This is a genomic window from Pseudomonas allii, from assembly GCF_055380095.1.
This window is the reverse complement of record NZ_AP039450.1, coordinates 3790250-3809220: the sequence shown is the minus strand read 5'-3', so window position 1 is coordinate 3809220 and position 18971 is coordinate 3790250. Positions and strand designations below refer to the sequence as shown.

The window sequence follows — 18971 nt, the reverse complement described above, 5'->3', positions numbered from 1 at the left end:
ATCGATGAAACTCAGCCTGGGACCGGTGTTGTTTTATTGGGACAAGCAACAGTTGGGGCGCTTCTACGCCGACATGGCTACCTTGCCCCTGGACGTGATTTACCTGGGGGAAACCGTGTGCGCCAAACGCCGCGCGCTGAACCTGGATCAATGGCTGGGCCTGGGGCGTGAGTTGCAGGCGTGCAGCCCGGCGCAGATCGTGTTGTCGAGCCTCACCCTGATCGAAGCTGCGTCGGAACTCTCCAGCCTGCGCCGCCTGTGCGACAACGGCGAGTTGCTGGTGGAGGCCAACGACATGGGCGCCGTGCAGTTGCTGATCGAGCGCAAAGTGCCCTTTGTCGGCGGCCCGGCGCTCAACCTCTACAACGGCCACGCCCTGGTGCAGCTGCTCGACGCGGGCATGCAACGCTGGGTGCCGCCAGTGGAATGCTCCCACGGCCTGATCGCCGATGTGCTGGAGCAGGTCCGCGAACTGGGACGGCCGTTGCCCGAGGTGGAGATCTTCGCCTACGGCCATCTGCCCCTGGCGTATTCGGCGCGCTGTTTCACCGCCCGTGCGGAAAACCGGCCCAAGGACGACTGCCAGTTTTGCTGCATCAACTACCCGGATGGCATGGCGTTGACCAGCCAGGAGGGGCAGGCGCTGTTTACCTTGAATGGGATTCAGACGATGTCCGCTGAGGTGACCAACTTGCTGGCGGACTATCCCGGCTTGGTCGCCTGTGGCGCCGACCTGTTGCGCCTGAGCCCACGGGCCGAGGGCATGGCCGAGGTGGTGCGTGCCTTCGACGAGGTGCGCCAGGGGGCCACGCCGCCGTTGGTGGTGAGTGGCTGCAACGGTTACTGGCATGGGCAGGCGGGCATGTTGCGGGTCGAGGAGGTGGGGTTGTGTTGAATCGCAAGCAATGGTTGCTCAAGGGGGCTGACCGGGTGTTGCCGCTGATTCGGCGGGTGCCCTTTGCGGTGCAGCGCCTGGCGTTGCAACAGGGGCTCAACCGCTGCCTGGCCGAGCCGCTGCGCGACGGCGGTTTTGACCTGCTGCGCGGGCGCTGGATGTGCCTGCGCATTCCGGACCTGGGCTTGTGCTGGTACCTGACGTTGGCGCGGGATGGTTTGCACATTGCGCAGAAGGCGCAGGCCCAAGTGACCATCAGCGGCAATTGGCGCGAGTTCTTGTTGTTGGCCAGTCGGCAGGAAGACCCGGATACGTTGTTCTTCCGGCGGCGCCTGGTGATCGAAGGGGATACGGAGCTGGGGTTGGGCTTGAAGAACCTGATCGACAGCCTCGACCCGGAGGTCTTGCCGCCCTGGTTGTGGCGCAATCTTGAGCGGGCGGGGCGGGGGCTTGCGACCTGACGGCATCTGCACCCTGGGGTTTGGGGTATGCCTCGTTGGGGGGGTATCTCGGTGGGCATATCCGTTTCTTCGGTAACGGCGGCTATTGGTTACGCCCTTACGGCGGCTCACTTTTGAAAAGCGCAAAAGTAAGCAAAACGCTCTTGCCCCAACACTCGGCACCTCGCCTAGGCTCGGTGTTCCCTCACTCCGGCTTGAATCCGTGGGCCGCCGCCACGCGCCATCCATGGCGCGGGGTGGCTAACCCGGCGTCCTGCCGGGTTACCCACGGACTCAAGCCTGCGTTCGGCCAGCGTGTTTGACGGGGCGCCCCAGATCAAAAGCAAGAGCGCGGCGGCCTTAGAGCCGACCGGATTGTATGGCCGGTACTCGGTCAAAGTGTGGGAGGGGGCTTGCCCCCGATGGCAGTGGGTCAGTCACTGATGAGTTGGCTGACACACCGCCATCGGGGGCAAGCCCCCTCCCACAGTTTGATCTTCATGTATCAGTTGAAGGGTGGTTTGCTCTGGCTCTGGCTGTGGCTGTGGCTGTGGCTGTGGCTGTGGCTGTGGCTGTGGTTGTGGCTGTGGCTCTGGCTTTAGATCTGCTTTTGATTTTGATCTTAGGCGGCCCCCCAAATCACTGTCGAATTACGGGCACACCGAGCATAGGCGAGGTGCCGAGTGTTGGGGCAAGAGCCCTTTGCTTACTTTGGGCTGGGCCGGCATTCCGGCTTTTCCAAAGTGAGCCGCCGTAAGGGCGGAACCCATATCAGCCATCACCTAAATAATGGATATACACCCGGTCAAAAGCTCACCCCACCTGCCGGAGGTGCTCCATCGCCCAAACCGCCGCCTCCACCCGCGACCTCAACCCCAGCTTATGCAGCAAATTCTTCACATGCACCTTCACCGTCCCCTCGGTAATCCCCAACTTATGCCCGATCACCTTGTTGCTGTAGCCACTGGCAATCGTCTTCAACACCTGCCGCTCCCGGTCAGTCAATTCCACCGCCGCATGGGGCTGCGGCGAGCGCAACGCCTGGGCCAGGACCCTGGTCAAGCCAGGGCTGATCACCAACGCGCCATGCAACGCATCACGGATAAACTCGACCACCAATTCCGGTTCCATGTCCTTGAGCAGATACCCATTGGCATCCAGGCGCAGGGCATCGCGAATATCGTCTTCGGCGTCGGACACGGTAAACAGCAACACCTTGCCCGCGTAGTCCATGGCCCGCAGGCGACGCAGGGTTTCCAGGCCGTTCATGTGCGGCATGTTGTTGTCCAGCAGCACCAGGTCCGGTTGCAGGCTGGCGATCTGGTCGAGGGCTTCCTGGCCGTTGCCGGCCTCGCCGACCACGTGCAGGTCGTCTTCCAGTTCGAGAATCTGGCGCATGCCGTGGCGCATCATCGGGTGGTCGTCGACCAGCAGGATCCGGTGGCGAAGAGGGACGTTCATGAGGTGCTGCCTTGTAGGGTGTGGCCGAGGAATTCCGGCTGGAAACGCAATTGCACGCGGGTGCCCTGGGGCTCGCGTGGGCTGATCTCAAGCTGGCCGTGCAGGCTGCGGGCGCGTTCGTCCATGATGGTCAGGCCGTGGTGTTCGCGCTGGTCGACGGCGCCGCAGAAACCCCGGCCATCGTCTTCGATGCTCAGGCTCACGGTCTCGCCGACCTGGCGCAGCTGCAGCCAGGCATTCTGTGCATGGGCGTGGCGCAGGCAGTTGGACAGCGCTTCGCGGGTGATCTGCAGCATGTGAATCTGCTCGCTGGCCGACAGCTGGAAGGCCAGGGCGTCCACGTGCAAGTGCACCTGGAATTCGCCGCGCCGGGAGAATTCTTCGGCGGTGTCCTGCAGCTCCTGCACCAGCCCGGCATCGTGGATCTGCAGGCGGAAGGTGGTGAGCAATTCGCGCAGTTGCCGGTAGGCGTTGTTGAGGCCATCGCGCAGTTCGCTGGTGACGGTGGCCAGGGTTTCGACCGGTTCGCCACGACGGATCAGGGTTTGCATGCGGCTCACTTGCAGCTTCATGTAGGACAGCGCCTGGGCCAGGGAATCGTGCAGTTCGCGGGCGATGATGGTGCGCTCGTCGAGCAGCAACAGGCGGTGGTCCTGCTCGCGCTGGCGCTTGAGCGACAGCGAAGTGCCGATCAGGTTTGCCAGGGCCTGGATCAGTTGTTTTTCCCAGTCCTGGGGCGGGTGGCCGTCGAGGAAGTGCGCCTTGAGTTCGCCCAGTTCCGTGCCCTGGTTGCTGATGCTGAACACCTGTGGCGGTGCGGCCTTGTGCTTCTGGCAGGTGGCACAGTCGCCGATGGCGCACACGTTGCGGCTGTTCTCGCCGTGCAGGGCCAGCATCTGCTGGGCTGGGGCGAGGAAGTGACCTTGCAGGCACAGCGACAGGCGCAGGCCCGGCAGGCGTTTCTGGAAGCGCCGGATCAGTTCATCCAGGCCCTCGGCATTGGCCAGGCGCGTGGCCAGGCTGCGGCTGCTCTGGTAGAGCAATTCGAGGGCGGCGTTGGCTTGTTGCAGGTTGAGGGTCTTGAGTTGCACCTGGGTTTCCAGGGTGCGGTGGGAGGCCTCGATGGTCTCGGCCATGGCGTTGAAGCTCAGCGCCAGTTGGCCCAGTTCGTCCTCGGAACGGTGGTTGACCCGGGTCTTGAAGTCGCCGTCGCGAAAACGCCGGGTGGCGTGCACCAGTTCTTCCAGCGGGTTGACCACGCCGTACTGCAACTCGTACAGGCCGAGCAACAGGATGATCAAGGTGCTGAACAACGCCAGGCCCTGGATGCCTTGCTGCCAGCCTTGTTTCTGTTCGCTCTGTTGCTGCAACAGGCTGACGAACTGGTTCAGTTGCTCGACGAACGCCGGTGCGCGGGCCTGGAACAAGTCGGCGTCACCGCGAATCACCGCCGGGCCCAGTTCGCTGTCCCAGCGTTGGCGGATCTGCTGGTAACTCTGCAACAGCGCGCTTTGCGGGCCGTCTTCCAGCGCCGCCCTGAGCGAGGGGCTGTCGAGCCGGCGTTGCAGGCTCTGGCTGACCTCGGCGACCTCATCCGCGCGCGCGCCGGCCGCCAGCTTCCAGCTGAGGTGGTAGGTCTCCATGCGCACCGAGCCTGCGGTGTTGATCGCCGCGGCGTCGCCCTGGCTGAACCAGGCGATCAGCCCGGCACTGAGGGAGCTGGCCAGGGCCAGGATCGCGATGAGGATCACCGCCAGGCCGGCACGGGCGGGCAGGGAACTGCGCAGCCAGTCAAGCATGACGGCGCAGTCGGAGTGGATGGCAGAGCAGCATGGTCGCACCTGGAGCGGGAAAGGGGGTTGTCGATGGCCTTCCCTGGCGCACTACCTCTAAAGAATTGCCGGCGAACCCTCCCACGGATAAAAGCCGGCACAAGAGAACAATCCATTGATAAATAAAGACTTTCTCTTGTTTTGCTGACTACCTCCTTGGAGGTAGACGGGGCGAGCATAGCCCCATACCCACCCGGCGGACGTTGACCTGGGTCAAGTTCCACCCAAGTGCCGCCCCTAACCTGCGCCCATGGAATCACTTTCTGGAGCGCATACCGTGACTCAACCCCGTATAAGACAAGGCCTGGTGCTGGGCATGAGCACCCTGGCCTTCACCGTCTGCTTTATGGTGTGGATGATGTTCGCCGTGCTCGGCGTGCCCATCAAGGAGCTGCTGCAACTCAACGAAACCCAGTTCGGCCTGCTGGCCGCCACCCCGGTATTGACCGGCTCCCTGGTGCGCCTGCCGCTGGGCCTGCTCACCGACCGTTTCGGCGGGCGCATCGTGTTCTTCCTGCTGATGCTTGCCTGCGTGTTGCCGCTGTACCTGATCACCTACGCCACCGCCTACTGGCAGTTCCTGGTGCTGGGCCTGTTTGTCGGCCTGGCCGGCGGCTCGTTTTCGGTGGGCATCGCCTACGTCGCCAAATGGTTCGACAAGCACAACCAGGGCTTCGCCATGGGCGTGTTCGGTGCTGGCAATGCGGGGGCGGCGGTGACCAAGTTTCTCGCGCCGGGCCTGATCGCCCTTGGTACCTGGCACCTGGTGCCCAAGGTGTTCAGCGCGATCCTGTTTATCACCGCGCTGCTGTTCTGGTTCCTCACCAGCGAAAACAAGGCCCACCGCAGCGCCGGCGGCGCCACTTTGCGCCAACAGTTGCTGTGCCTCAAAGACCCGGCCGTGTGGCGCTACTGCCAGTACTACTCGATTGTGTTCGGCGGCTATGTGGCGCTGGCGCTGTGGGTGACCAAGTACTACGTGCAGGAATACGGTTTCAGCCTGCAAAGCGCCGCGCTGCTGGCCGCGTGTTTCTCGCTGCCGGGTGGTGTGCTGCGCGCCGTGGGCGGCTGGATGTCCGACCGCTGGGGCGCGCAGAGCGTGACCTGGTGGGTGTTGTGGGTGAGCTGGGTGTGCCTGTTCCTGCTCAGCTACCCGCAGACCCAGTTGCAGGTGATGACCGTCAACGGCCCGCTGGATTTCCACATCGGCCTCACCCCTGCGCTGTTCACCGTGCTGCTGTTCGTGATGGGCATCGCCTTCGCGTTCGGCAAGGCCTCGGTGTTCAAGTACATCGCCAATGACTACCCGCAAAACATGGGCGCGGTGTCCGGCATCGTCGGCCTGGCCGGCGGCCTGGGTGGCTTTGTGCTGCCGATTATGTTCGGCGCCCTGGTGGACCTCACCGGCGTGCGCTCTTCCTGCTTCATGTTGATGTACGGCGTGGTCTGGGTGTCCCTGGCCTGGATGTACTTCAGCGAAATCCGCAAACAACCGCTGCTCGGCAAGCCCGCGCTCCAAGGAGAATGATCATGTCCATTGCGCAAAAGCCCACCTCGGGCCCGGTGATCCATGACTGGCGCCCTGAAGACCCAGCGTTCTGGGGCGCCAGCGGCAAGAAGACCGCCACCCGCAACCTGTGGATCTCGATCCCCGCGCTGTTGCTGGCCTTTGCCGTGTGGATGGTGTGGAGCACGGTGATCGTGCGCCTCAACGCCATCGGCTTCAGCTTCACCACCGACCAGCTGTTCTGGCTGGCGGCACTGCCGGGCCTCTCTGGCGCGACGTTGCGGGTGTTCTACTCGTTCATGGTGCCGATCTTCGGCGGGCGCCGCTGGACCGCCCTGAGTACCGCGTCGTTGCTGCTGCCGTCGCTGTGGATGGGCTTCGCGGTGCAGGACCCCAACACGCCCTACAGCGTGTTCGTATTGATCGCGTTGCTCTGCGGTTTCGGCGGCGGCAACTTCGCTTCGAGCATGTCCAACATCAGCTTTTTCTACCCCAAGGCGCAACAGGGCACTGCCCTTGGCCTGAACGCCGGCCTGGGTAACCTGGGCGTGTCGGTGATGCAGTTCTGCGTGCCGCTGGTGATCACCTTCGGGGTGTTCGGCCTGATGGGCGGGCAACCGCAAACCCTGGCGGACGGCAGCCAGCTGTGGTTGCAGAATGCCGGTTTCATCTGGGTGCCATTCATCCTCACCGTCACCGTGGCCGCGTGGTTCGGCATGAATGACCTGTCCAGCGCCCGTGCGTCGTTCAGCGACCAGGCGGTGATCTTCAAACGCAAGCACAACTGGCTGATGTGCTGGTTGTACCTCGCGACCTTCGGTTCATTCATCGGTTTTTCGGCGGCGTTCCCGCTGCTGATCAAGACCTCGTTTCCCGAGGTGGTGGCGCTGAAATTCGCCTTCCTCGGCCCGCTGGTGGGCGCGCTGGTACGCCCGCTCGGCGGCTGGCTGGCGGACAAACTGGGCGGTGCGCGGGTGACCCTGTGGAACTTCGTGCTGATGATCGTGATGGTGTTCGGCGTGCTGCACTTTCTGCCGCAGAACGGGCAGGGCGGCAGCTTCTACGGCTTCCTCGGCCTGTTCATGCTGCTCTTCATCACCACCGGCATCGGCAACGGCTCGACCTTCCGCATGATCCCGGTGATCTTCCGCACCGTTCACGAGAAGGCCAGCGCCGGCCAACCCGCTGCGGTGCGTGAACAGGCCCTGAAGGACGCCGGCAAGGAATCGGCTGCGGTGCTGGGGTTCAGCTCGGCCATGGGCGCGTTCGGCGCGTTCTTCATCCCCAAATCCTTCGGCAGTTCCATGGCCGCCACCGGCAGCCCGGCCATGGCCTTCTACATGTTTGTCGGTTTCTACCTGAGCTGCATCGTCGTGACCTGGTGGTGGTACGCCCGCAAGGGCTGCGCCACACCCTGCTAGTCCGACCTGAATTCGCGGGGCAACGCACCCCACGGCACGCCTGATGAGGAAAGCACCATGAGTCACTTACTGGATCAACTGCGGTTCTTCAACCGCAAGCAAGACGAGTTCTCCGAGGGGCACGGCGAGACCCGCAAGGAGTCCCGCGACTGGGAAAACGTCTACCGTTCGCGCTGGCAGTACGACAAGATCGTGCGCTCCACCCACGGGGTGAACTGCACCGGCTCCTGCTCGTGGAAGATCTACGTGAAGAACGGCCTGATCACCTGGGAAACCCAGCAGACCGACTACCCGCGCACCCGCAACGACCTGCCCAACCACGAACCCCGTGGCTGCCCGCGTGGCGCCAGCTACAGCTGGTACATCTACAGCGCCAACCGGCTCAAGTACCCGAAGATCCGCAAGCCGTTGCTCAAGCTGTGGCGTGAAGCGCGCCTGACCAAGGCCCCGGTGGAGGCCTGGGCGAGCATTGTCGAGGACAAGGCCAAGGCCGAGTCGTACAAGAGCAAGCGTGGCATGGGCGGTTTCATCCGCTCCAACTGGGCGGAGGTCAACGAGATCATCGCTGCCTCCAACGTCTACACCATCAAGCAATACGGGCCGGACCGCATCGTCGGCTTCTCGCCGATCCCGGCCATGTCGATGGTCAGCTACGCCGCCGGCTCGCGTTACCTGTCGCTGCTGGGTGGGGTGTGCCTGAGTTTCTACGACTGGTACTGCGACCTGCCACCGGCCTCGCCGATGGTGTGGGGCGAGCAGACCGACGTGCCGGAATCGGCCGACTGGTACAACTCCAACTACATCATTGCCTGGGGTTCCAACGTCCCGCAGACCCGTACGCCGGACGCGCACTTTTTTACCGAGGTGCGCTACAAGGGCACCAAGACGGTGGCCATCACCCCCGACTATTCGGAAGTGGCCAAGCTCACCGACCTGTGGCTCAACCCCAAGCAGGGCACCGACGCCGCGTTGGCCCAGGCCTTCAACCATGTGATCTTCAAGGAATTTCACCTCGACCACCCGAGCGCCTATTTCACCGACTACGCCAAGCGCTTCACCGACCTGCCGGTGCTGGTGATGCTCAAGCCCGTGACCGGGTTTGCCCCCGGCGCCGGCTTCCAGCCTGACCGCTTCCTGCGCGCCTCGGACCTCACCGGTAACCTGGGCCAGGACAACAACCCGGAATGGAAAACCATCGCCCTCGACGAGAGCGGCGAACTGGTGTCGCCACAAGGGTCCATCGGCTACCGCTGGGGTGAGAAGGGCAAGTGGAACATCCTCGCCAAAGAGGGCGGTGAAGGCCGTGAGATTGACCTCAAGCTCAGCCTGATCGGCGCAGACGTGGCTGAAGTCGGCTTCCCGTACTTTGCCGGTGAAGCCCACGAACACTTCCAGCACGTGGCCGGTGACGCCGTGCAGTTCCGCCGCGTGCCGGTGCACAGCGTAACGTTGGCCGATGGCAGCGTGGCCAAGGTCGCCACGGTGTTCGACCTGTCCGCCGCCAACCTGGCCATCGACCGTGGCCTGGGCGGCAGCAACGTGGCCCGGGACTACGACGACGCCAGCGTGCCGGGCACCCCGGCCTGGCAGGAAGCGATCACCGGCGTCAGCCGCGAGAAAGCCATCCAGATCGCCCGTGAGTTCGCCGACAACGCCGACAAGACCAAGGGCCGCTCGATGATCATCGTCGGCGCGGCGATGAACCACTGGTACCACATGGACATGAACTACCGCGGGCTGATCAACATGCTCATGCTCTGCGGTTGTGTCGGCCAGACCGGCGGCGGTTGGGCCCACTATGTCGGCCAGGAAAAACTGCGCCCGCAATGCGGCTGGCTGCCCCTGGCGTTCGGCCTGGACTGGAGCCGCCCGCCACGCCAGATGAACGGCACCAGCTTCTTCTACGGCCACAGCTCGCAGTGGCGCCACGAAAAAATGAACATGCACGACGTGTTGTCGCCGATGGCGGACAAGTCGCAGTTCCCCACCCATGCACTGGACTACAACATCCGCGCCGAACGCGCCGGCTGGTTACCCAGCGCGCCACAACTGAACACCAACCCGCTGCATATCTGCCGGGACGCGGCGGCCGCCGGCATGGAGCCCAAAGACTACGTGGTCAAGGCCTGGCAGAACGGCACCTTGCGCTTTGCCTGCGAGCAACCGGACAGCCCGGTGAACTTCCCGCGCAACATGTTCATCTGGCGTTCCAACCTGCTTGGTTCGTCGGGCAAGGGCCATGAGTACATGCTCAAGTACCTGCTCGGCACCAAGAACGGCGTGATGAACGAAGACATCGGCTTTGGCGGCGAAAGCAAGCCCACCGAAGCCGAATGGGTCGACGACGGCGCCATCGGCAAGCTCGACCTGGTGACCACCCTGGACTTCCGCATGTCGTCCACCTGCGTGTACTCCGACATCGTCTTGCCGACCGCCACCTGGTACGAAAAAGACGACATGAACACCTCGGACATGCACCCGTTCATCCACCCGTTGTCGGCAGCCATCGACCCGGCGTGGGAGTCGCGTTCCGACTGGGAAATCTACAAGGGCATTGCCAAGGCGTTCTCGGCCATGGCGGTCGGGCATCTGGGCGTCGAGCAGGACCTGGTCACCGTGCCGCTGATGCATGACAGCGTCGGCGAACTGGCCCAGCCGTTCGGCGGCACCGACTGGAAAAGCGCCGGTGTGGCGCCTGTACCCGGCAAGAACGCGCCGAACATGGCGGTGGTGGAGCGTGACTACCCGAACATCTACAAGAAATTTACCTCCCTCGGGCCCTTGCTGGAAAAACTCGGCAACGGCGGCAAGGGCATCAACTGGAACACCGATGACGAGGTGGCCTTCCTCGGCGAGCTGAACCATCACGAAGGCGACGCGGGTATCAGCCATGGGCGGCCGAAGATCGACACGGCCATCGATGCGGCCGAGGTGATCCTGTCCCTGGCCCCGGAAACCAACGGCCATGTGGCGGTCAAGGCCTGGGCGGCGCTGTCGGCCTTCACCGGCATCGACCACAGCCACCTGGCGCTGCCCAAGGCCCATGAGGCGATCCGCTTCCGCGACATCCAGGCGCAGCCACGCAAGATCATCTCCAGCCCCACCTGGTCGGGCCTGGAAGACGACCACGTGAGCTACAACGCCGGCTACACCAACGTCCATGAAAACATCCCATGGCGCACCATCACCGGCCGCCAGCAGTTCTACCAGGACCACCCGTGGATGCAGGCGTTCGGCGAACAACTGATGAGCTACCGGCCACCGGTCAACACCCGCACCATCGAAGGCGTGAAGGGCAAGCGCAGCAATGGCGAGACCGAGATCGTGCTGAACTGGATCACCCCTCACCAGAAGTGGGGCATCCACAGCACCTACAGCGACAACCTGCTGATGCTCACCCTGAGCCGTGGCGGGCCGATCGTGTGGCTCTCGGAAATCGACGCCAAGCGCGCCGGCATCGAGGACAACGACTGGATCGAATGCTTCAACGTCAACGGCGCGCTCACTGCCCGTGCGGTGGTCAGCCAACGGGTCAAGGAGGGCATGGTGATGATGTACCACGCCCAGGAACGCATCGTGAACGTGCCCGGTTCGGAGACCACCAAGACCCGGGGCGGCCACCACAACTCGGTGACCCGCGTGGTGCTCAAGCCGACCCACATGATCGGCGGCTACGCCCAGCAGGCCTATGGCTTCAACTATTACGGCACGGTCGGTTGCAACCGCGACGAGTTCGTCGTGGTGCGCAAGATGGCCAAGGTCGACTGGCTCGATGGTTCCACCGGCGATGACTTGCCGCGCCCATTGCCGACCGATATCGAGGAGAACTGAGATGAAGATTCGCTCACAGATCGGCATGGTGCTGAACCTGGACAAATGCATCGGCTGCCACACCTGCTCGATCACCTGCAAGAACGTGTGGACCAGCCGCGAAGGCATGGAGTACGCCTGGTTCAACAACGTCGAATCCAAGCCTGGCATCGGCTACCCCAAGGAGTGGGAAAACCAGGACAAGTGGAAGGGCGGCTGGGTGCGTAACGCCAACGGCAGCATCAACCCGCGTATCGGCGGCAAGTTCCGCGTGCTGGCGAACATCTTCGCCAACCCGGACCTGCCGAGCCTGGACGACTACTACGAGCCGTTCGACTTCGATTACCAGCACCTGCACACCGCGCCGTTGGGCGAGCACCAACCCACCGCGCGGCCGCGCTCGGTGGTATCGGGCAAGCGCATGCAGAAAATCGAGTGGGGCCCGAACTGGGAGGAAATCCTCGGCACCGAGTTCGCCAAGCGCCGCAAGGACAAGAACTTCGACCAGATCCAGGCGGATATCTACGGCGAGTACGAAAACACTTTCATGATGTACCTGCCGCGCCTGTGCGAGCACTGCCTCAACCCGGCGTGCGCGGCGTCGTGCCCCAGCGGTGCGATCTACAAGCGTGAAGAAGACGGCATCGTGCTGATCGACCAGGAAAAATGCCGCGGCTGGCGCATGTGCATCAGCGGTTGCCCATACAAGAAAATCTACTTCAACTGGAAGAGCGGCAAGTCCGAGAAGTGCATCTTCTGCTACCCGCGCATCGAGGCCGGCATGCCCACCGTGTGTGCCGAAACCTGCGTCGGGCGCATCCGCTACCTCGGCGTGTTGCTCTACGACGCCGACCGCATCAGCGAAGTGGCGAGCACTGCCAGCGAGCACGACCTGTACGAGAAGCAACTGGAGATCTTCCTCGACCCGAATGACCCGGCGGTGATCCGCCAGGCGTTGGCTGATGGCGTACCACAGTCGGTGATCGACTCCGCGCAGCGCTCCCCCGTGTACAAGATGGCGGTGGACTGGAAGCTCGCACTGCCGCTGCACCCGGAATACCGCACCTTGCCGATGGTCTGGTACGTGCCGCCGCTGTCGCCGATCCAGAATGCCGCCGCGGCCGGCACCGTGGGCATGAACGGGGTGATCCCGGACGTGGACAGCCTGCGCATTCCGCTGCGCTACCTGGCCAACATGCTCACCGCCGGCGATGAAAAACCGGTCAAGCGTGCCCTCAAGCGTCTGCTGGCGATGCGTGCGTTCAAGCGTTCCCAACAGGTCGATGGCGTGCAGGACCTGCAAGTGCTCGAAGACGTGGGCCTGAGCGTGCCGCAGGTGGAAGAGATGTACCGCTACCTGGCGATTGCCAACTACGAAGACCGCTTTGTGGTGCCGAGCGCGCACCGTGAAGACGCCATGAGCGACGCGTTCGCCGAACGTTCCGGCTGCGGTTTCAGTTTCGGCAGCGGCTGCAGCGGCAGTTCCGACACCAACATGTTCGGCGCCAAGAAGGCCAATCGCCGTGACGTCCTGAAAACCGTGCAGATCTGGGAGGACTGAGCCATGCGCATTCTTAAAGTGATTTCGTTGCTGCTGGACTATCCCACCGAGACTCTGGTGAACGGCCGCGATGAACTGGAGCAGGCGATCATCGAGTCGCGGGAAATCAGCCCCAAGCAACGCGGTGCGTTGTTCGAGCTGTTGGAGCTGATCTGCGGCAATGACCTGATGGATGGCCAGGAGCACTACGGCGCGTTGTTCGGTCGTGGTTGCTCGCTGTCGCTGCTGTTGTTTGAACACGTGCACGGCGAGTCCCGTGACCGTGGCCAGGCGATGGTCGACATGATGGCCCAGTACGAGGCCGCTGGGTTTGCCATCGGCGTCAAGGAGCTGCCGGACTATATCCCGTTGTACCTGGAGTTCCTCTCCACCCGCGAAGACATCGAGGCCCGCGAGGGCCTGGCGGATGTGGCGCACCTGCTGGCGTTGCTTGCGGCGCGCCTGGAAGAGCGTGAGAGCGCCTACGCCAGTTGCATGCGCGCGCTGTTGCAGATCGCCGGCACCGAGCCGCACCAGGCCGTGGCCGAGGTGCGCGCCCAAGTGGCGGCCGAACCGCGCGACGACTCCCTCGAAGCCCTCGACAAGGTGTGGGAAGAGGAGGCCGTGGACTTTATGCAGGCCGAGCAGCAGGACCGTTGCAGCGCCATGCCGAGCGCACCCGGCAAGGCGCGGGAAGAAAGCGCCGTACCGCTGCATTGGGTGGATTTTCAGCAAGCAGCGCCGGCCGCCGTGCCGGCCGGGGAGGTGGGTAATGTCTAAGTGGAATTTGCTGGTATTCGGGGTGTACCCCTATGTGGCCCTGGCGATCTGCCTGTTGGGCAGTTGGGCGCGGTTCGACCTGTCGCAGTACACCTGGAAGGCCGGCTCCAGCCAGATGCTGAACAACCGCGGCATGCGCGTGGCGAGCAACTTCTTCCATATCGGCGTGCTGTTTGTGCTGGCCGGGCATTTTGTCGGCCTGCTCACACCGGCGTCGGTGTATCACCACGTAATCAGCACTGAAAACAAGCAACTGCTGGCGATGGTCTCCGGCGGGTTCTTCGGCCTGCTGTGCCTGGTGGGCTTGCTGATGCTGGTCAACCGCCGCTTGAGCGACCCGCGGGTGCGCGCCACATCGAGTACGTCGGACATCCTGATCCTGCTGGTGCTGCTCGCGCAGTTACTGCTCGGTTTGCTGACCATCGTCGCCTCGACCGGGCACATGGACGGCTCGGTGATGGTGATGCTCGCCGACTGGGCGCAGAACGTGGTGTTGCTGCGGCCGGTGCAGGCGGCGGAGTCGATTGCGCCAGTGTCGCTGATCTACAAGGCCCACGTGGCATTGGGCTTGACCCTGTTTGTGCTGTTCCCGTTTACCCGCCTGGTGCACATGGTCAGCGCGCCGATCTGGTACCTGGGGCGGCGTTACCAAATCGTACGGCAGAAGTCGTGAGGAGCGCGTGATGACCCAGCCTGAATTGATTGCCAGCAGTGAACAGGAATGGCCCATCGTCAGCGTCAATGGCGTATCGATCACGCCCGAGGCGATGGCCCTGGAGTTGCAATACCACCCGGCCGAAAGCCGCGAAGCGGCGGTGTACCTGGCGGCCCGCGCCCTGGTGATTCGCGAGTTGTTGCAGCAGCGTATTGCTGAACTCGGCCTGGCGGTGGACATCGGCCCCGGCGAGAACGAAGAGGAAGCGGCCACGCGCTTATTGCTGGAGCGCGAAATCAGCGTGCCGCAGTGCGACGAAGCGACCTGCCGGCATTACTTTGAGAGCAATCGCGGGCGCTTCCACAGCGCGCCGTTGCTGGCGGTGCGGCACATCCTGCTCGAGTGCGCGCCGGACGATGCCGAGGCACGCCAGATGGCCCATGTGCAGGCGGAAATCCTGTTGCTGAGCCTGGCACAGACCCCCGGCAGTTTCGCCGAACTGGCCCTCAAGTATTCGGCGTGCCCCTCCAAGGCCCAGGGCGGTTCGCTGGGCCAGATCAGCAAGGGCCAGACCGTGCCGGAACTGGAGCGCCAGCTGTTCACCCTGGCACCGGGCCTGGCCGACAAACCGCTGGAAAGCCGCTATGGCTGGCACGTGATCAGCATCGACCAGCGTATCGAAGGGCAGCCGTTGCCTTATGAAGCCGTGGCCGGGGCGATTCGCACCCAGCTGCAACAAGGCGTGTGGCAGAAGGCGTTGGTGCAGTACCTGCAAACCCTGATCGGCGCGGCGGACATTCGTGGCCTTGCGCTGCAGGGCGCCGACTCGCCGTTGGTGCAGTGACATGAGCCTGGTGGATGGGCTCGGCCGTACCATCGACTACCTGCGCTTGTCGGTGACCGACCGCTGTGATTTTCGCTGTGTGTACTGCATGGCGAAGACCATGACCTTCCTGCCGCGCCAGCAGGTGTTGAGCCTGGAAGAACTCGAGCGCCTGGCCCGGCTGTTCGTGGGCCAGGGCGTGCGCAAGATCCGCCTGACCGGCGGTGAGCCGCTGATCCGGCCGGGGATTGTCGGGCTGTGTCGCAACATCGCGGCGCTGCCGGGCTTGCGTGAACTGGTGATGACAAGCAACGGCTCGCAACTGGCGCGATTGGCGCGGCCCTTGGTGGACGCAGGGGTCAAGCGCATGAACATCAGCCTCGACAGCCTGGACCCCGAGCGGTTTCGGGCGATCACCCGCAACGGTGACCTGCGCCAGGTACTGGACGGTATCGAGGCGGCGCGGGAGGCGGGGTTCGAGCGGGTCAAGCTCAATTGCGTGGTGATGAAAGGGCGCAATTTCGATGAGGTGCCGGGGTTGGTGCGGTATGCGATCGAGCAGGGGATCGATATCAGTTTTATCGAGGAAATGCCCTTGGGGGATGTGGGGCGTTCGCGGGGGGAGACGTTCTGTGCCAGTGATGACGTGCGTGGGGTGATTGCCCGTGAGCATGTGTTGCTCGACAGCACCGAAAACAGCGGTGGGCCGGCCAGGTATGTGCGGTTGGCGGGGCATCCGCGGACGCGGATCGGGTTTATTTCGCCTAATTCGCAGAATTTTTGTGGCAGTTGCAATCGGGTGCGAATGACGGTGGAGGGGCGGTTGTTGTTGTGTCTGGGGCAGGAGGATGCGCTGGACCTGCGTGGGTTGCTCAGGCGCTATCCGCTGGAGGATGGGCCGTTGGTTGAGGCGTTGCATCGGGCGTTGCGGGGGAAGCCGTTGGGGCATGATTTTACGGGGGCGGGGGAGGTGCAGGTGGTGCGGTTTATGAGTGTGAGTGGGGGGTGATTGGGGGCATATCCGTTATTTAGGTAACGGCCACTTATGGTTCCGCCCTTACGGCGGCTCACTTTTGGAAAGGCCGGAATGCCGGCCCAGCCAAAAGTAAGCAAAAGGCCTTCGCCCCAACACTCGGTGCCTCGCTTAGGCTCGGCATGCCCTCACTCCGGCTTGAATCCGTGGGCCGCCGCAATGGGCCATCCATGGCCCATTGCGGCTAACCCGGCGTCCTGCCGGGTTACCCACGGATTCAAGCCTGCGTTCGGCCAGCGTGTTTGACGGGGCGCTCCCAGATCAAAAGCAAGAGCGCGGCGGCCTTAGAGCCGACCGGATTGTATGGCCGGTACTCGGTCAAAGTGTGGGAGGGGGCTTGCCCCCGATGGCAGTGGGTCAGTCACTGATGAGTTGGCTGACACACCGCCATCGGGGGCAAGCCCCCTCCCACAGTTTGATCTTCATGTATCAGTTGAAGGGTGGTTTGCTCTGGCTCTTGATCTGCTTTTGATTTTTATCTTAGGCGGCCCCCCAAATCCCTGTCGGATTACGGGCACACCGAGCCTAAGCGAGGTGCCGAGTGTTGGGGCAAGAGCGTTTTGCTTACTTTTGCGCTTTTCAAAAGTGAGCCGCCGTAAGGGCGGAACCAATAGCCGCCGTGACCGAAGAAACGGATATGCCCCCGATCTGAAAAACCTTGACCCCGATCAAGGGCACCCAAGACCAATCTCCGTAATATCACCGCATATTGTGTTTAAAGACTAAAAAATACCTATATGTAGTGTTTGGAGCCCCCCAATGCAAACCGCGCTCACCCCCCTGACCAGCACCCGCCTGCACAAACGCGACGGCACCCTCGTCCCCTTCGACGCCGAAAAAATCCGCCAGGCCCTGATCGCCGCCGGCACCGCCACCGGCGAATACCAGACCACTGACGTCGACCTGCTGCTGGGCGCCGTCCTGGCCCGCCTGAGAGGCATCGACCAACTGGACGTCGAACAAATCCAGGACAGCGTCGAACGCGTATTGATGGACGCCGGCTATTTCCTGTCGATGCGCGCCTACATCGTCTACCGTGAACAACACGGCCGCCTGCGCCGCGACCGCAAGACCCTGGTGGAAGTCGCCACCTCCATGAACGAATACCTCGACCGCGAAGACTGGCGCGTGCAGGCCAATGCCAACCAGGGCTATTCCCTCGGTGGGCTGGTGCTGAATGTGGCGGGCAAGGTCACCGCCAATTACTGGCTGGATGAGGTCTACAGCGAGCAGATCGGCCGTGCGCACCGCGAAGCCGATTTGCATATCCATGACCTGGACATGCTCGCCGGTTACTGCGCCGGCTGGTCCCTGCGTTCGTTGTTGCATGAAGGCCTCAATGGCGTGCCGGGGCGCGTGGAGGCGGGGCCGCCCAAGCACTTGAGCAGCGCGCTGGGGCAGATGGTCAATTTCCTCGGCACCCTGCAGAACGAATGGGCCGGCGCGCAGGCGTTCAGTTCCTTTGACACCTACCTGGCGCCCTATGTGCGCAAGGATCAGCTGAGCTATCCGCAAGTGCGCCAGGCGGTGCAGGAGTTCATCTACAACCTCAACGTGCCGTCACGCTGGGGCACCCAGACGCCGTTTACCAACCTGACCTTCGACTGGGTCTGCCCCGAAGATCTGCGTGAACAGGTGCCGGTGATCGGTGGTGAAGAAATGCCGTTTGCCTATGGCGACCTGCAAGCCGAAATGGAGCTGATCAACCGCGCCTACATCGAAGTGATGCAGGCCGGGGACGCCAAGGGCCGAGTGTTCACCTTCCCGATTCCGACCTACAACATCACCCATGATTTCCCCTGGGACAGCGACAACGCCGACCGCCTGTTCGAGATGACCGCACGTTACGGCCTGCCGTATTTCCAGAACTTCCTCAACTCGGACATGCAGCCCAACCAGGTGCGCTCGATGTGCTGCCGCCTGCAACTGGACGTGCGCGAGTTGCTCAAGCGTGGCGGCGGCCTGTTTGGCTCGGCGGAGCAGACCGGCAGCCTGGGGGTGGTGACGATCAACTGCGCGCGCCTGGGCTACCTGTTCAAGGGGGATACCTCGGGCTTGCTGCAACGCCTGGACAGCCTGATGGAGATGGCCATGGAGAGCCTGGAGGTCAAGCGCAAGGTGATCCAGCATCACATGGACGCCGGTCTCTACCCCTACACCAAGCGCTACCTTGGCACGCTGCGCAATCACTTCTCCACCATCGGCCTCAATGGCATGCACGAGATGCTGCGCAATTTCAGCGGTGACGAGCAGGGCATGCACACCGAGCAGGGCCGCGCCTTTGCGCTCAAGTTGCTCGACCACGTGCGCGCCACCTTGCTGCGCTTCCAGGAAGACACCGGCCATCTCTACAACCTCGAAGCGACGCCGGCCGAAGGCACCACTTACCGCTTCGCCAAGGAAGACCGCAAGCGCTACCCCGACATCCTGCAGGCGGGCAGCGAGGTCGCGCCGTACTACACCAACTCGTCGCAACTGCCGGTGGGCTTTACCCAGGACCCGTTCGAAGCCCTGGAGCTGCAAGACGAACTGCAATGCAAATACACCGGCGGCACCGTGTTGCACCTGTACATGGCCGAGCAGATTTCCTCGACCCAGGCCTGCAAGCAGTTGGTGCGCAAGGCGCTGGGGCGTTTTCGCTTGCCGTACCTCACGGTGACGCCGACGTTTTCGATCTGCCCGGTGCATGGCTATCTGGCCGGTGAACATGAGTTCTGCCCCAAGTGCGATGAAGCCCTGGCAGCCGCCCGTTAAACCAAGCTTTTCAACCCCAA

The 18971-nt window shown here is 63.2% G+C and carries 13 protein-coding genes; 11 read left to right on the top strand and 2 right to left on the bottom strand.

From position 1 onward, the window contains the following. The first annotated feature begins 4 nt into the window (after positions 1-4). Together ACZ445_RS16980 and ubiT are read left to right on the top strand one after the other, a co-directional pair. Positions 5-895, top strand: coding sequence for a U32 family peptidase (locus tag ACZ445_RS16980; protein ID WP_179040926.1), 891 nt, complete (start codon positions 5-7; stop codon positions 893-895). Next, positions 889-1356, top strand: coding sequence for a ubiquinone anaerobic biosynthesis accessory factor UbiT (ubiT, locus tag ACZ445_RS16975; protein WP_179040927.1), 468 nt, complete (start codon positions 889-891; stop codon positions 1354-1356). Before ACZ445_RS16980 ends, ubiT begins: the two co-directional genes overlap by 7 nt. Positions 1357-2148: 792 nt before the next feature. Here ubiT and narL read toward each other — a convergent pair. Beyond that, positions 2149-2796: a two-component system response regulator NarL gene (gene narL, locus ACZ445_RS16970; protein WP_179028317.1), complete on the bottom strand. Its 648-nt coding sequence runs from the start codon at positions 2794-2796 to the stop codon at positions 2149-2151. Continuing rightward, complete coding sequence (locus ACZ445_RS16965; RefSeq protein ID WP_058427559.1) at positions 2793-4595, bottom strand: HAMP domain-containing protein; 1803 nt, start codon at positions 4593-4595, stop codon at positions 2793-2795. The genes narL and ACZ445_RS16965 overlap by 4 nt, the downstream gene beginning before the upstream one ends. 310 nt (positions 4596-4905) lie before the next feature. Here ACZ445_RS16965 and ACZ445_RS16960 point away from each other — a divergent pair, with 310 nt between their 5' ends. The 9 genes from ACZ445_RS16960 (at position 4906) to ACZ445_RS16920 (ending at position 18951) form a co-directional block, all read left to right on the top strand. Further along, a complete protein-coding gene (locus tag ACZ445_RS16960) occupies positions 4906-6156 on the top strand; it encodes an MFS transporter (RefSeq protein ID WP_081049362.1) in 1251 nt (416 codons plus the stop codon). A 2-nt stretch (positions 6157-6158) separates the two neighbouring features. Next, a complete protein-coding gene (locus ACZ445_RS16955) occupies positions 6159-7556 on the top strand; it encodes a NarK family nitrate/nitrite MFS transporter (RefSeq protein ID WP_310863822.1) in 1398 nt (465 codons plus the stop codon). Between the two features lie 57 nt (positions 7557-7613). After that, positions 7614-11387, top strand: a complete 3774-nt coding sequence (locus ACZ445_RS16950) for a nitrate reductase subunit alpha (protein WP_464703830.1) — start codon at positions 7614-7616, stop codon at positions 11385-11387. A 1-nt stretch (position 11388) separates the two neighbouring features. Continuing rightward, on the top strand, positions 11389-12927 hold the full coding sequence (gene narH, locus ACZ445_RS16945) for a nitrate reductase subunit beta (RefSeq protein WP_058427563.1): 1539 nt from the start codon (positions 11389-11391) through the stop codon (positions 12925-12927). A 3-nt stretch (positions 12928-12930) separates the two neighbouring features. After that, positions 12931-13686 carry a nitrate reductase molybdenum cofactor assembly chaperone gene (narJ, locus tag ACZ445_RS16940; protein WP_464707312.1) on the top strand — a complete coding sequence of 252 codons (756 nt, stop codon included), beginning with the start codon at positions 12931-12933 and terminating at the stop codon, positions 13684-13686. Continuing rightward, complete coding sequence (gene narI, locus ACZ445_RS16935; protein ID WP_248482089.1) at positions 13679-14359, top strand: respiratory nitrate reductase subunit gamma; 681 nt, start codon at positions 13679-13681, stop codon at positions 14357-14359. The genes narJ and narI overlap by 8 nt, the downstream gene beginning before the upstream one ends. Before the next feature lie 10 nt (positions 14360-14369). Continuing rightward, the gene (locus tag ACZ445_RS16930; protein WP_310863821.1) at positions 14370-15185 is read left to right on the top strand and encodes a peptidylprolyl isomerase; all 816 of its coding nucleotides are present in this window, start codon (positions 14370-14372) and stop codon (positions 15183-15185) included. A 1-nt stretch (position 15186) separates the two neighbouring features. Continuing rightward, complete coding sequence (moaA, locus tag ACZ445_RS16925) at positions 15187-16173, top strand: GTP 3',8-cyclase MoaA (RefSeq protein WP_310863820.1); 987 nt, start codon at positions 15187-15189, stop codon at positions 16171-16173. 783 nt (positions 16174-16956) lie between these two features. Then, positions 16957-18951, top strand: a complete 1995-nt coding sequence (locus tag ACZ445_RS16920; RefSeq protein ID WP_310862930.1) for a ribonucleoside triphosphate reductase — start codon at positions 16957-16959, stop codon at positions 18949-18951. The last annotated feature ends 20 nt before the right edge of the window (positions 18952-18971 follow it).